The 15,109-nt window shown below is 59.5% G+C and carries 10 protein-coding genes; 5 read left to right on the top strand and 5 right to left on the bottom strand.

Translation table 11 applies throughout. From position 1 onward, the window contains the following. Entirely contained in the window at positions 1-1,152 is a 1,152-nt protein-coding gene (locus AACY52_RS03425) for an acyl-CoA dehydrogenase family protein (RefSeq protein ID WP_339416302.1), read from the top strand. An 82-nt stretch (positions 1,153-1,234) separates the two neighbouring features. On the opposite strand, the gene AACY52_RS03420 is transcribed toward AACY52_RS03425, so the two are convergent. From AACY52_RS03420 to AACY52_RS03405, 4 genes are read right to left on the bottom strand one after another with little or no spacing between them, the layout of a single operon-like run. Beyond that, on the bottom strand, positions 1,235-2,008 hold the full coding sequence (locus tag AACY52_RS03420) for an enoyl-CoA hydratase (RefSeq protein WP_065873077.1): 774 nt from the start codon (positions 2,006-2,008) through the stop codon (positions 1,235-1,237). Between the two features lie 11 nt (positions 2,009-2,019). After that, the gene (locus AACY52_RS03415; RefSeq protein ID WP_339560244.1) at positions 2,020-3,147 is read right to left on the bottom strand and encodes an acyl-CoA dehydrogenase; all 1,128 of its coding nucleotides are present in this window, start codon (positions 3,145-3,147) and stop codon (positions 2,020-2,022) included. Positions 3,148-3,159: 12 nt separating this feature from the next. Then, the gene (locus AACY52_RS03410; protein ID WP_339560243.1) at positions 3,160-4,344 is read right to left on the bottom strand and encodes an acetyl-CoA C-acyltransferase; all 1,185 of its coding nucleotides are present in this window, start codon (positions 4,342-4,344) and stop codon (positions 3,160-3,162) included. A 12-nt stretch (positions 4,345-4,356) separates the two neighbouring features. Continuing rightward, the gene (locus tag AACY52_RS03405; RefSeq protein ID WP_339436355.1) at positions 4,357-5,124 is read right to left on the bottom strand and encodes an SDR family NAD(P)-dependent oxidoreductase; all 768 of its coding nucleotides are present in this window, start codon (positions 5,122-5,124) and stop codon (positions 4,357-4,359) included. Positions 5,125-5,340: 216 nt separating this feature from the next. Here AACY52_RS03405 and AACY52_RS03400 point away from each other — a divergent pair, with 216 nt between their 5' ends. The 4 genes from AACY52_RS03400 to AACY52_RS03385 all read left to right on the top strand — a co-directional run bounded on the left by AACY52_RS03400 (position 5,341) and on the right by AACY52_RS03385 (position 14,623). Further along, positions 5,341-6,396 (top strand): tetratricopeptide repeat protein, encoded by a 1,056-nt coding sequence (locus AACY52_RS03400; RefSeq protein ID WP_339416295.1) that lies wholly within the window; start codon positions 5,341-5,343, stop codon positions 6,394-6,396. A 143-nt stretch (positions 6,397-6,539) separates the two neighbouring features. Continuing rightward, positions 6,540-8,042, top strand: a complete 1,503-nt coding sequence (locus tag AACY52_RS03395; protein ID WP_339416293.1) for an ATPase domain-containing protein — start codon at positions 6,540-6,542, stop codon at positions 8,040-8,042. Positions 8,043-8,086: 44 nt separating this feature from the next. Beyond that, positions 8,087-9,730 (top strand): ATP-binding protein, encoded by a 1,644-nt coding sequence (locus tag AACY52_RS03390; RefSeq protein WP_339560262.1) that lies wholly within the window; start codon positions 8,087-8,089, stop codon positions 9,728-9,730. A gap of 150 nt (positions 9,731-9,880) precedes the next feature. Further along, positions 9,881-14,623: a hypothetical protein gene (locus AACY52_RS03385; protein ID WP_339560242.1), complete on the top strand. Its 4,743-nt coding sequence runs from the start codon at positions 9,881-9,883 to the stop codon at positions 14,621-14,623. A gap of 30 nt (positions 14,624-14,653) precedes the next feature. Here AACY52_RS03385 and AACY52_RS03380 read toward each other — a convergent pair whose 3' ends face one another. Next, a complete protein-coding gene (locus AACY52_RS03380; protein WP_339416288.1) occupies positions 14,654-15,031 on the bottom strand; it encodes a response regulator in 378 nt (125 codons plus the stop codon). Between the last annotated feature and the right edge of the window lie 78 nt (positions 15,032-15,109).

Below are 15,109 nucleotides of genomic sequence, written 5' to 3'. Positions count from 1 at the left end.
ATGCAAGACATTGAATACACAGAAGAACAAGTGATGATCCGCGACATGGCGCGCGACTTTGCCCGCGGCGAAATCGCCCCCTACGCGCAAGCCTGGGAGAAAGCCGGCTGGATCGACGACGCCCTGGTGGCGAAGATGGGCGAACTGGGCCTGCTGGGCATGGTGGTGCCGGAAGAATGGGGCGGTACGTATGTCGATTACGTCGCCTACGCCCTCGCCGTGGAAGAAATTTCCGCCGGAGACGGTGCCGTCGGTGCAGTGATGAGTATCCACAATTCAGTGGGTTGCGGGCCAATTCTCAACTACGGCACAGATGCACAGAAGCAAACCTGGCTGGCGGACCTGGCCAGCGGCCAAGCGATTGGCTGCTTCTGCCTGACCGAACCCCAGGCCGGTTCTGAGGCCCACAACCTGCGCACCCGTGCCGAACTGCGTGACGGCCAGTGGGTCCTCAATGGCGCCAAGCAGTTCGTCAGCAACGGCAAGCGCGCCAAGCTGGCCATTGTGTTCGCCATGACCGACCCGGAGCTGGGCAAGAAAGGCATCTCAGCGTTCCTGGTGCCTACGGCAACGCCGGGCTTTGTAGTGGATCGCACCGAGCACAAGATGGGTATCCGCGCTTCGGACACCTGCGCCGTCACCCTCAACCAATGCACGGTGCCTGAGGCCAACCTGCTCGGCGAGCGTGGCAAGGGGCTGGCGATTGCCCTGTCCAACCTGGAAGGCGGGCGCATCGGCATCGCCGCCCAGGCATTGGGAATCGCCCGTGCGGCGTTTGACGCGGCGCTGGCGTACGCCCGTGACCGGGTGCAGTTCGACAAGGCAATCATCGAACACCAGAGCGTGGCCAATCTGCTGGCGGACATGCAAACCCAGCTGAATGCAGCGCGCCTGCTGATCCTGCACGCCGCTCGACTGCGCAGCGCGGGCAAGCCATGCCTGTCGGAAGCCTCCCAGGCGAAGCTGTTTGCCTCGGAAATGGCGGAGAAAGTCTGCTCGTCAGCCATGCAGATTCACGGCGGGTATGGGTACTTGGAGGATTACCCGGTGGAGCGTTACTACCGGGATGCGCGGATCACGCAGATTTACGAAGGGACCAGCGAGATTCAGCGGATGGTGATTGCCAGGGAGCTGAAGAATTACATGCTTTAGCAGCATCAAGTTAAAAGCTGCAAGCGGCAAGTAAAGGGAAACTGGTTTTTACTTGAGGCTTGCAGCTTGAGGCTAGCAGCTGTTACTTATCTTTGAACTCAGGCGCCCGCTTGGCCACGAACGCCGCCATGCCTTCCTTCTGATCCTGCGTTGCAAACGCTGCGTGGAACACTCGGCGCTCAAAGCGCACGCCTTCCGACAGGCTCACTTCAAACGCACGGTTCACGCTTTCCTTGACCATCATGCTGATTGGCACTGATTTGCCGGCAATCAGGGTGGCGACTTTCAGCGCTTCTTCCAGCAACTCATCGGCCGGCACGATACGCGCGACAATTCCACAGCGCTCCGCTTCCACGGCATCGATAAAGCGTCCGGTCAGGCACATTTCCATAGCCTTGGCCTTGCCCACCGCGCGGGTCAGGCGCTGCGTGCCGCCCATGCCTGGCAGTACGCCGAGGTTGATTTCCGGCTGGCCGAACTTGGCGTTATCACCGGCCAGGATGAAGTCGCACATCAACGCCAGTTCGCAACCGCCGCCCAAAGCGAAGCCGTTGACCGCGGCAATGATCGGTTTGCGACGGTTGGCTACGCGATCGCTGTCGCTGAACAGGTCGTCCAGATAGATCTGCGGGTAGGTCAGCTCGGCCATTTCCTTGATATCGGCGCCGGCGGCAAAGGCCTTTTTCGAGCCCGTCAGCACGATGCAGCCGATTTCGGGGTTGGCTTCCAAGCCATCCAGCGCTTGGTTCAATTCGCTGACCAGTTGCGCATTCAGGGCGTTCAGGGCCTGCGGGCGATTGAGGGTAATCAGCCCGACGCGGCCCTGGACTTCGAGCAAGATGGTTTCGTAACTCATGTATCGGCTCCTTAAAGATTGCGTGAGATGACCATGCGCTGAATATCGCTGGTGCCTTCGTAAATCTGACAGACCCGCACATCGCGGTAGATCCGCTCCAGTGGGAAGTCGCTCAGGTAACCGTAACCGCCGAGGGTTTGCAAGGCGGCCGAGCAGACTTTTTCGGCCATTTCCGAGGCAAACAGCTTGGCCATCGAGGCTTCCACCAGTGCTGGCTTGCCGCTGTCACGCAGGGCGGCGGCGTAATGCACCATCTGCCGGGCAACTGCGATTTGAGTGGCCATGTCGGCCAGGCGAAAGGCCACGGCTTGATGTTCGATGATCGGTTTGCCGAAGCTTTCGCGCTCGCGGGCATAGTCGCGGGCCGCTTCGAACGCCGCGCGCGCCATGCCGACCGCTTGCGAGGCGATACCCACGCGGCCACCTTCGAGGTTGGCGAGGGCAATCTTGTAGCCTTCGCCCTCCTCACCCAGCCGATTGGCGACCGGCACCTTCAGGTCTTCAAAGAGGATCTGGCAGGTGTCAGACGCATGCTGGCCGAGCTTGTCTTCGACCCGCGCCACGCTGTAGCCCGGCGAGTCGGTCGGCACGATAAACGCGCTGATCCCGCGCTTGCCGGCAGCCGGGTCGGTCACGGCAAACACAATCACCACACCGGCGTTCTGCCCGGACGTGATGAATTGTTTGCAGCCGTTCAGCACGTAATGGTCGCCGTCCAGGCGCGCGCGGGTTTTCAGGCTGCTGGCATCGGAGCCGGCCTGGGTTTCGGTCAGCGCAAAGGCGCCGAGCATCGCGCCGCTGACGAGGGGTTTGAGGAATCGCTCTTTCTGCTCCTCGTTGCCGAATTTCAGGATCGGTACGCAACCGACTGAGTTGTGCACGCTCATGATGGTCGAGCAGGCACCGTCGCCTGCGGCGATTTCTTCCAGCGCCATGGCGTAAGCCAGGTAACCGGTGTCGCATCCGCCCCACTGCTCCGGCACCAGCATGCCGAAAAAGCCGAGTCCGGCCATTTCACTGATGGCCTCCTTGGGAAAACGGTGCTCGCGGTCCCATTCGGCAGCAAAGGGTTTCAGGCGCTCCTGGGCAAATTGCCGGGCCGCGTCGCTGATCTGTCGTTGTTCTTCATTCGCCAGCATGATGATAAGTCCTTAGTACAGGCATTCGACGGCCATGGCTGTGGCTTCACCACCGCCGATGCAAATGGCGGCGACGCCGCGCTTGAGGCCGTTCTGGCGCAGTGCCGAGAGCAGCGTTACTAAAATCCGCGCCCCTGAGGCGCCGATCGGATGGCCCAGGGCGCACGCGCCACCGTGGATGTTGACCTTGGCGTGGGGGATTTCCAGCTTGCTCATGGTCACCAGGCTGACCACGGCAAAAGCTTCGTTGATCTCGAACAGGTCGACGTCATCCAGGCTCCAGCCGGTCTTGGTCATTAGCTTGCGAATCGCCCCCACCGGTGCCACCGGAAACAGCCCCGGCTCATCGGCAAATGCCGCATGCCCATGGATCACTGCCAGAGGCTTCAGGCCGCGTTTCTCAGCGTCGGACTGGCGCATCAGCAGCAGCGCCGCCGCGCCATCGGAAATCGAGCTGGAGTTGGCCGCCGTGACGGTGCCTCCTTCGCGGAACGCCGGTTTGAGGCTACTGATCTTGTCCAGTTTGGCCTTGGGCGGCTGTTCGTCATGCAGGATGGTTTTCTGCTCTTTGCCCACGGTGACTTGCACCGGGACGATCTCCGCAGCAAAGCTGCCATGGGTGATCGCCTGTTGCGCACGTGTTAGCGAGGCAATCGCGAACGCGTCCTGGGCCTCCCGGGTGAAACCGTTATGCAGGGCGCAATCTTCGGCGAAGGAGCCCATCAGACACCCCTTGTCGTAGGCGTCCTCGAGGCCGTCGAGGAACATATGGTCAAGTACACGACCGTGGCCCATGCGGTAGCCGCTACGCGCACGGTCCAGCAGGTACGGCGCGTTGGACATGCTTTCCATGCCGCCGGCAATGACCACGTCGACGCTGCCGGCCAGCAGCGAATCATGGGCCAGGATCGTCGCTTCCATGCCCGAGCCGCACATCTTGTTGAGGGTGGTGCAACGGGTGCCCTTGTCCAGCCCGGCACCCAATGCGGCCTGGCGTGCGGGCGCCTGGCCGAGGCCTGCGGGCAGCACGCAGCCAAACAACACTTCATCCACGGCGTCGCTGGCGATACCGCCGCGCTCAACGGCGGCACGAATCGCGGCGGAACCCAGCTGCGGCGCGGTCAGGCCCTTGAGGTCGCCCTGGAACCCGCCCATGGGCGTGCGCACGGCGCTGACAATAACAATGGGATCAGTCATGGGGAATGCTCCTTACTTGGCAGCCATGCGCAAGGCGCCGTCGAGACGGATCACCTCGCCATTGAGCATGCTGTTTTCAATGATGTGCCGCACCAGCGCGGCGTATTCGGCGGGTTTGCCCAGGCGTGGCGGAAAAGGCACGCCGGCAGCCAGGGAGTCGCGCACTTCGGGCGTCATGCCGGCCATCATCGGTGTTTCGAAAATGCCGGGGGCGATGGTCATCACGCGAATGCCAAAGCGCGCCAGCTCACGTGCGGCAGGCAACGTCAGGCTGGCAATAGCGCCTTTGGAGGCGGCGTAGGCTGCCTGGCCGATCTGCCCGTCGAATGCGGCCACGGAAGCGGTATTGATGATCACACCGCGCTCGCCATCGGCATTCGCCTCGGTATCAGCAATGGCCGCAGCCGCCAGGCGCAGCAGGTTGAAGCTGCCGATCAGGTTGACGTTGATCACTTGGGCAAAACTTGCCAGCCCATGGGGGCCGTTTTTGCCGAGGATTTTTTCGCCACGCACCACTCCGGCGCAGTTCACCAGCCCATGCAAACCGCCAAACGCTGCAACCGTGGCCTGCACGGCGGCTTCGGCAGCCGCTTCCTGGCTGATATCCGCCACTGCACTGCGGGCGTTCTCGCCGAGCTGCTGGGCCTTGGCCGCCACCGCGTCGGCGTTGAGGTCCACCAGCATCACTTTGGCACCGGCGGCAATGAGCATCTCAGCGGTAGCCGCACCGAGGCCAGAAGCGCCGCCGCTGACCAGGAAGATCTTATTTTCAATCTGCATTATTGTTTCCTTGAACGGTCCGAATTGTCGGAATAGTCGCTCTGGAGCGCCACTGCGGCAATGGTCAAAACCTTCAAGCTACCTGACTGTTTTGGCCAGTCATCGCCCCCGCCGATCAACATGCGATGGGGCGCAAGCTTCTCCCGGGTTTGACACCCGCCATGCTCTGACCGAAGCTGACGGCTTTGCATTCCTGCCTTGCTTTCGGACGCCTGCATGTCAAAGTCTCGCCGTTACTCCATCATCGGCCTGTGCGCCCTATTGTCGATTGTGCTGATCTGGTATTTCTCCCGTTCCACCCCGGTGGCCGTACCGGCTGCGATTGCCCATGGTTACTCCAAAGCCCTGAAACAGGCGCGCAACGGTGAGCCCGGCGCCGCCCGTGTGCTGTATCAGCAACTCGGCCGGACGGACCTTTCGCCCGAGCGCCGCGCGGCGTTGCACGCCGAACTGCCCAATTACCCTAGCCCTCATGCCTTGAAGCTTGCAGACAAAGACCTGAGCAGCGAATCGGCGCTGGTCCGCGAGGCGGCCATCCATAGCATTGTCGGCCTGGTGCCCACCGGCCAGCGCACGCTGTTACTCGGCCCGGTACTGGATGATCCCGAACAAGCTGTACGATTCACCGCCGCCAACGCCCTGTTGGGCCTGTCCCCCGACACCCTGGGCCTGTACTTCGGGCCTTTGCAGCAGGTGCTGGATGAGTTTGTGAAAGCGCTCAAGGCCCAACCCGAAACGGCCGAAGGCTGGATTCAACTGGCGCGCCTGTACATTCACAGCGCACTGTTGCCGCAAGCCCAAAATGCGCTGGCACAGGCGATGCGACTGCAGCCAGACAACCTGCAAGCCGTGGTGGCGCAGATCGAGCTGCTAGACAAACAGGGCAAGACCGACGAGTCCCGGCAGTTACTGGCGCGCCAATTGACGGCGCACCCGGAATCAGCGTATCTGCAACACGCGCTGGGGATGTGGCTGCTGCACCATGGCGAGCGCCCCTATGCCCTGCTGGGTCTGTCCAAAGCGGTGGAATTGGAACCGGGCAATCAGGATTACCGCTACGACCTCGCTACTACCCTGCACGCCCAGCAGGAACTGGAAGCCGCCCAGCGACAACTGGAAGAGATCATTCAACGCCACCCCGCCAATCGCAAAGCCCGGGTTTTGCTGGTCAACTATTGGAAGGAAAGCGGTCAGCTCCAGAACGTACAAGTGCTGCTCGCGCAACTGGAACAGCAGAATCCCGACGATCCGGCACTGCAACAGGGTCTATAGCGCTTCAGCAAAGTGTTCTGAACGCTGATACACCGCACAAACCTCCTGAAACGGTTGAACCCCCGGAATACACAACGGTCAAGAGAATATGGCGCGTTCGAACGACCGCGCACCTCTACTCGCATGTGACCTGAGGGCACTTCTTGTCTACATCCAACGCGCTATCAAGTGACAAAGCAGCCACCGGTATCGTCGGTCTCGACGACATTCTTGCCGGCGGTTTGTCTCGCCGCCATTTGTTCCTGCTTGAGGGTGAGCCTGGGACAGGCAAAACCACCGTCGCCCTCCACTTTCTTCAGGACGGCGCCAAATGCGGCGAGCGATCCTTGTACATCACACTCTCGGAAACCGAGCGCGAGTTACGCCAGGGCGCCAAGTCCCATGGCTGGGACCTCGATGACAACATCCACATATTCGAGCTGACGCCGCCCGAGAGCTTTCTCGACACTGATCACCAGCAAAGTCTGTTGTATTCGTCCGACCTGGAATTGGGCGAAGCGACCCGGCAGATCTTCGAAGCGGTGGAACGGGTCAAGCCGACCCGCGTGGTGATCGACAGTTTGTCGGAGATCCGCTTGCTGGCGCAGAGTTCGCTGCGCTACCGCCGGCAAATCCTGGCGATTAAGCACTACTTTGTGCGCTATGACGCCACGGTCCTGTTGCTGGATGACTTGACCACCGAGGCGCTGGATAAAACCGTACACAGCGTTGCCCATGGCGTTATCCGCTTGGAAGAGCTGACACCCGTCTACGGTGCCGAGCGGCGTCGCGTGCGCGTGGTTAAATACCGTGGGCAAAAATACCGCGGTGGCTTTCATGACTTCACCATCGCCGGCGATGGCATCCACGTATTCCCGCGACTGGTGGCCGCCGAACATCGCGCCGGCTATGTCCGTCAAACACTCACCAGCGGCATTGGCGAATTGGATGCATTGCTGGGTGGCGGTATCGAGACCGGCTCCAGCACGTTGATCCTGGGCCCAGCCGGCACTGGCAAGTCGCTGATTTCGATCCTGTTCGCTGCTGCCGCCGTGTCGCGTGGAGAGAAAGCCGCGCTGTTTATTTTCGATGAAGAACTCAGCCTGCTATTCGAACGCATGCGGCAGTTGAACATCGATCTTCCAGCACTGCAGGCAACCGGCAATCTTTTCATTGAGCAGGTGGATGCCGCCGAGCTGTCACCGGGCGAGTTTTCTCACCGTGTGCGGCGCTGCGTGGACGAGCGCGGCATCAAGACGGTGGTGATCGACAGCGTCAACGGTTTCCAGGCCGCCATGCCGGAAGAGAACTCGCTGATCCTACACATGCACGAACTGTTGCTTTACCTCAACCGGCGCGGTGCCGCGACCTTCATGACCGTTGCCCAGCACGGCCTGGTCGGTGACATGCAGGCGCCCGTCGACCTTACTTACCTGGCAGACACGGTGATCCTGTTGCGTTACTTCGAGGCACTCGGCAAAGTCCGACGGGCTATTTCCGTGATCAAGAAACGTACCGGTACCCACGAGTCGACCATCCGTGAGTACCGCATCGGCGCGGGCGGTGTGGCTGTTGGTGACCCACTCGAGTCGTTCCAGGGCGTATTGCGCGGGGTGCCGACTTACATGGGGACTGAAGCCCCGCTGCTCGCGGACCCGTCAGAGTGAGTACGCAGTTAACGGTATCCGAGCGAGCAATCATTCTTGCGCCGATGGGACGTGATAGCGTAATTGCGTCAATGATGCTTAAAGAAGCGGGGTATGGCAGCCTGATTGCCAGCGACTTGCCACGACTGTGCGAGGCGCTGGAGCAAGGCGCCGGCCTGCTGATCGTGGCCGTCGAAGCCTTGCGTGGTGTTGACCTCAATGCGTTGCTTGAATGCCTGCGTCGCCAGCCGCCCTGGTCCGATTTGCCCATCGTGCTGATGACTCACCATGGCGGCAAGGAGCAAAGCGGCTCGTCTCACCTGAGCAATTTGCTTGGCAACGTGACCTTTCTGGAAAGACCGTTTCACCCCTCCACACTGATCAGCCTGGTCACTACTGCCGTGCGCAGCCGGCGCCGGCAGTATGATGCGCGCGACCGCCTGGTTGACTTAAGTGAGAGCGAACTGCGCCTGCAACGTACGTTGGCAACCCTGGAGCAGCAGGTCGAAGAACGCACCCTGCAGCTGCGAAGCAACGAGGAAGCCCTGCGCCAATCCCAGAAAATGGAAGCCGTTGGCCAGCTCACCGGCGGTATCGCGCACGACTTCAACAACATGTTGACTGGGATCATCGGCAGCCTGGAAATGCTGCGAAGGCGTATTTCCCGGGGCAAATTGGACGACCTGGACAGCCTCATCGATCTGGGCGTGACCTCCGCTAACCGTGCGGCGAGCCTTACCCATCGGCTGCTAGCGTTTTCGCGCCGGCAATCACTTGACCCCAAGCCCGTGGAGATCAACCATCTGGTGACCTCGATGGGTGAGCTGCTCAAACGCAGCATCAACGAAAGTGTCGCGCTGGACATGCAACTCACCCACGAGCCGTGGACCGCCGAGGCCGACCCCAATCAGTTGGAAAACGCCCTGCTCAACCTAGTGATCAATGCCCGTGACGCGATGCCCAACGGTGGCCGCCTGACCGTGGAGACCACTAACCGCCACCTCAATAGTGTATTCACCGCCGCCTACGGCACCCTGCTGCCTGGTGACTACGTTGAACTGCGCGTCAGCGACACGGGCTGTGGCATTTCGGAAAGTGTGATCGGCCGCGTGTTCGACCCATTTTTCACGACCAAGCCCATCGGCCAGGGCACGGGGCTGGGTTTATCGATGATCTACGGGTTTGCCCGCCAGTCGCGTGGCCATGTGATCATCCATAGCGAAGTGGGCAAAGGCACGACGGTCAGTCTGTTTCTGCCACGGTTCATCGGCGACGTCGCCGCCGAGGTGGCGGCTGACCCAGCGCTTCTGCCTTGCGCCAATGCGGGGGAAACGGTGCTGATTGTCGAGGACGACCCCGCCGTGCGTGTGCTGGTCAGCGCGGTACTCAAAGAGTTGGGTTATGGCTATGTCGAAGCGGGTGACGCCAACACGGCGGTGCCGATCATCGAGTCGGAGCAACGTATTGACTTGATGATCAGCGACGTTGGCCTGCCCGGCATGAATGGCCGCCAACTGGCGGAAATCGGCCGGCAGATCCGCCCGGATCTCAAGGTGCTGTTCATCACCGGGTACGCCGAGCATGCGGTGGTGCGTGGCGGTTTCCTTGATCCCGGGATGCAGTTGATCACCAAGCCGTTCACCTTTGATCTGTTGACGGCGAAGGTCCGGGAGATGATCAAGCAGTCAGTCGACATGAGGGATCACTGACAAGCAACTGTCACCCGTCCTGCATTACTTGGTAATTGGTCGGCAGGGTAATCGTGGAATCATTTAGTTCCTTCGGTACACGAACAGGTAGGAAACCCTCGCAGAACGACGCTGCGAACCTATTCGACAGTCCCGACTGAGAACGCACTGATGACCCTGTCTGCACACCTCTCCACGCCGTCGCTTGCCCATTTTGTCCCACTTGCCCCCCCGCTTATCCAAGCACCGAGCCTGTCGCTGTCGGCTCTGCAAACCGACGCCTCTGTACAGCCGCCAAGCGTTGATGGTGACCGTCAACTGGCCGAACTGTATGTCAATAGCTTGCGCACTCACAGTGATAAGCCCTGGTCTATCGGCGATCAGCCGATTGGGCCGATTCCGCCTGATTCGACGTTCGGGCAATGGCGCCAACAGCTAAGCGCCCTCCTCCAGTCCCCGGACCTCAAGGACTGGGCCCAGAAAAATCGGATCGACCTTCCAAAACCCATCTCATTGTTCCCGCCGCAAGGCAATACCCCGGGTTTCGCCGCGCTCAGGGTCAAGCCTCTTGCTGGTGCGCGGAGCCAGTCGGTGACGTCCAAGTATTTCGGCAGTTTCGTCGGGGACAGGAGCCACGCATTGCCTTTGTCTTGGTCCCTCATCATGCAGGCAGCGGCTGTTCTGGCGAACGGTCAAACCTACATCGTCGCGCCCAGGGGCGACATGGCGCAGGTGAAGGAGGTGGCGGCGTTTTACGGCGAAGCCCTGCCAACAACCGTTGATGCTGCGAACGACCGTGCTGCGCAGTTGGAGCAGCAGAACGTTTTCGCAGGCAGCGCACACTTGAACCACGGCGATGCGCTCGAACACCAAAAGACTCAGATGGCCGACGTCAATAACCGGCACACATTCAGCAACCAGATCATTAATCGGGTATTGGCCGCATTTGTGCCGTTGTACCTGGATGCTCAGGAGAAGGCGCAATTACCGCCCGGTTCTGTGGGTTATATTAGTCCCGATCAATTCAAGGCCAGGGTAAAAAACGATCTGGAACAGCTTCTGGGCGTCATCACTCTGCCTATCGATCCACACTCGCCCTACTATCGCGACCAGGGTTTAGCGGCAGCAGGCAGTGCCAGCCTCAAGCGATTTATAGAAGACAACGGTTGGATGATGCCAACCACCCTGGCAGAGTTGCGCAACCTCGCCACAAGCACCACTGCCGCCGCCCCCCTGTCGCCGCCGCATGGCAATCTGGGCGGCGCACTGTCCTGGCCGCTACCACCGAGCCATCAAGATCAGCTGAGCAGTTACCAACCGCTTGCGATGCTGCCAGGCGCCAAATACGGCCTATTCAGGCAATTGACCAGCAAGTTGGTCCTGGATCGATCGACGCTGGCCCAGCCCCGCAGGGTTATCGAGAGCATCATCAACTCGACTGAAGGGCAGCGGGTGGGCACGTCACTTGAAGCCAAATTCGCAGGCCTCTCGAGCGAAACCAGTGTTGCCGATTGGCTGTTGACGGCCCTGCAATTGTCCCTGGACCAGGAAACCTTGCTGGACCGCTCCGGCGCCCCCAGTCGTAATAAGGTTGCCGGTTTCGACCTGGCGCATTCCGAGCACGTCGGCAAACACCCTTCAACGGTTGTCACGGCGCTGTCCGATCATCTAGAGGACAAGCAAAAAGCCACTGCGGAACTGGCTCCTGTGGCCGCTTACTTGTTGTTATCACGCCGGGCGCCGGCTTACCTGGTGAAGGACATTCCCGCCGGCGTCACCTGCGGCTCCCACTCCTGGGTCAGCCTTGAGGTCGCAGTGGCACGCCTGGAAGCCAAGGCACCGGGGTCGACTGCGCTTATGACGTATGTGCAAGTGATCACTCTTGCGGAACGGGCACCCATTACCGTTGAAGATCGAATGGTCGCGGCCTCAGCGCAACAGGCTGCGCTCATGGATTGGGGCATCGCCAATGGCGTCATCACCGCCAACGCCAAGGATGAGTACGCCGCGCTCCAGATGGACAGCGTACGCACGGCCTACAACGCACAACTTGAAGAGTTGAGCGCAGGGTCTCAGGCGTTCTCCCGTGAAATGCCGACGCGTCGCGCATTGGCGCTCGGGGCCTTGAAAAAGGCATTCGGTGAAGGCATCGACTTTGAAAAGCAAAGCCTTGAGGCGGTGGCTAAGGGCCGAGATGACGTAGGCCCGCATTCGGTCGTGGATATTTACATGAACGGGGGATTCACCGGGGCACTTGGCCGGGGCTGGACGTCCAACGACCCCAGCGTGCCCATTAACCGCCTGAACGTTGTAAAGGACCTGCCCGATATCAATGTCGTATTCGCCAAAGCGTTTGCGGTTTATGCCGCGCAGATGGAGAAGGCAATGGGTGCACAGGTGAAGCACCTGATCGCCACCCTGCCACTCGAAGCGCGTAAGAATATTGAGCAAGGCACGCTTGAAACCTTCAAACAGGTGCAGGTAAGCACTGACAATTACGGAGAAACCAAAAGACGCACGTTGACCAACCGCACCGGCCTGCTGATCCGGACCGAACGCCAGGGCGTTGTTACCGTATATGAGATCAACCTGGAAAAAAATACGCTCAGTCGGCGCGATGATTTGAAAAACGTGGTTCCGGGAGCGATGGTGGCGCCATACCGAGCGGGTTTTTCAGTTTCTGAATACCCAAGGGTACTGCCCAAGAAAAACCACGCAGCGACAGTCAAGGATGAAACCGCGTCCGACAGTATCCCCAACAGTTTCAACAGTGACCGTACCGCCTACATTGCCGATGCACTGGTGAGCCACGCGGATATACGCTCATTCGAAAATCAAGCCAGGGGCCAGACTACCTTCGATACGCGGCTGCCTTGGTACAAGCATGCCAGCGCGTTCGTCGTGAACTTTCTTCCGTTATATCCAGCGATCAAAAGCTTCCAGGCCGGGGACATTGGTGCGGGAATCGTCGACTTGGCATTTGATGCCTTCGGTTTCATGGTCGGTCTGGGCGCTGCCGCCAAAGCCGCCAAGGGCGTGCAAGCGGGGGTGTCATCCCTGAATACGCTGGGCAGGCTTACGAAAGTATTCGGGCGAACAGCGATGTCTACGCTCAACCCCCTCGACGCCTTCGCAAATCTGGTGGCCCTCCCCCTCAAAGGCCTGCAAAAAGGCGCTGTCGGCGGTTACAAACTCTTGGCCGGCAGCACTGACAGTTACGAACTGCTCAAGGCCGGTAAAAACGTCGACGCTTCGTCTTATGGCACATTCAAGTTCAACAACGACTTCATAGAGGGTCCAGCGGTTCTAAAACAAGACAAGTGGTACGCCTATAACCCCATTACGCAACAGCCCTATGGTTCGCCACTGAAGGACTTTTTACCGGCGGCACGCATCGAGGTGGATCATTTCGGAGCGTGGACAAGAGCATCGGACCCCACCAGGCGTATCGATGAGGCCATGGTCAACAATTGGAAGCGCGTTGTCGGTGAATATCGCAGCGGCCCAGAAAAAACCAGGTTTGACGATGGCTACACGTTGGGTGACCCGAAGATCGTTGAGAAACTCTCCAGCACCTCATCCATTGAAGACATTATGCGTCTGGCCACTAAACGGGGCATGACAGCGGAACAGATAGGGGTTCTCGTCCGACGCTACGATGACATCGCCTACGGAGTCGGCAAGAGCAGGTCCACGCGGTTTATAAACAGGATAGAGCCCCGATTCGGTAACGTCGTGCCTGTGCCTCAAGTGGTGTATTTCAGTCAGACCGCGCAATTGTCAGACGGGCAGTGCGCCGCCCTTTCGCGCGCCATGGCAACCGCCATGGCGCACGGCAAGGAAAAAACCCTGATCAAAAACCTGTATACCGCTGCTGCCTTCCCGGCTGATCCGGCTTCTCGCAGATTTATCGAGAGGTTACGCAAGCTTCAGGCTCAGGTCGGCGGTGAAACGTCTTTCCATGCGGGCATGCCCATTCGACAGGTGTCCTATCAAAACATGGTCAAGGAATTGGATGCGGCAACCGCATCAAAATCCCTCATGATTGACTCGCCCAACCATGCAATGGCGGCCGGCGTCCGAATCGAAAACGGGCAAAAGAACTTTTACTTTTATGACCCTAATCTCGGCGTCGCCACCTTTCCCAGCGCAGACGCAATGGAAGCGGGCCTGAAAAAGGTTTTTCATGACAAAAAACTGGGGCCGCACTATAAAACGCACAGCACAGACGCCAATAAGCTGGAGTTCAAGGTCTTCGATCATGACGATGCCTGGCAGGCCAGGAACAGTGTGTTCTCAGCAGACTTCAAAACGCTGTATGAAGACCCGATTATCCCCTCCGGAGTGCCCCGTAGCCTCTCCCACCTTGAGTTGAAAAAGAACTGGGAGGTACTTCATACCCATCCGGCCAACAAGGGTTTGATCTGTTACAGGGCGGCCCTGCGCGTAGGGCAAGCCGAGAGAACACTCTCAACCAAGGTGTATGACGCTGTTCTGGCTAGGATGGATACCTTGGCGGCCACCAATTATTCGCCAAGTTACCTGGACATCATGGGCATCAAACCCGACAACTTGAAAACCACTTTCAACGCCGCCGACATCAAGGAGTCCGGGCTTATCAACTTCAAGCATGCCAATGACGGTGGGGATTTCGGCCACACGGTTTATGTTCAGAAGACCAAACACAATGAATTATTTCTGTTCAACACCAATAGTCCGGACTTGGACGTGGCAATGATCCGCCATGGCAACCCACCGCAGGTCAGCGGCGGGATGACGGTATACCACCTCGATAAAGCCAACGGTAAAGGCCTTCAAGCGTTCCTCGACGGGTTCGATGGAAAGCAGGGCTGGCAATTCGCGTTTACACCCGCCAGTGTGCTCAATGCGAACGTGCAGAAACTGTCCCATTAACCACTGAAATGCGCGGCGCGCGCCGTGCCCTTAAGCCAACAACCGCTGGATATGCGCTTGCAGCGTATCCAGGTCGAACGGCTTGGCCAGGATCGGCGCGTTGCGCGTGATGGGGCTGTTGCAGTCGAGGATTTCCTGCGGGTAACCGCTGATGAAGATCACTTTCAGCTCGGGTCGCAGCTTCATCGCGGGTTCGGCGATCTGCACCCCGGAAATCCCACCAGGCAGGCGGTAGTCGGTCACCATAAGGTCCAGGTGCGGCTTGGTTGCGAGGATTTCGAAGGCCTGCTCCCCATCGACGGCCTTCAATACCCGATAACCCAGGCCGGCCAGGTACTCGCCCAGCACAAACATAATGGATTCGTCGTCCTCTACGATCAGAACGACATCTTGCGCATCTTCACTCATGGGAAGCCTTTGTCCGGTCAATTGCTGCAATTACGACCATGGGGTCACGCAGAGGTTGCGTCAAGGTGACGATTGATT

Origin of the sequence: Pseudomonas sp. EA_65y_Pfl1_P113 (assembly GCF_963970525.1) — a bacterium.
Lineage (GTDB): Bacteria > Pseudomonadota > Gammaproteobacteria > Pseudomonadales > Pseudomonadaceae > Aquipseudomonas > Aquipseudomonas tritici.
This window is presented reverse-complemented; position numbering and strand designations above follow the sequence as displayed.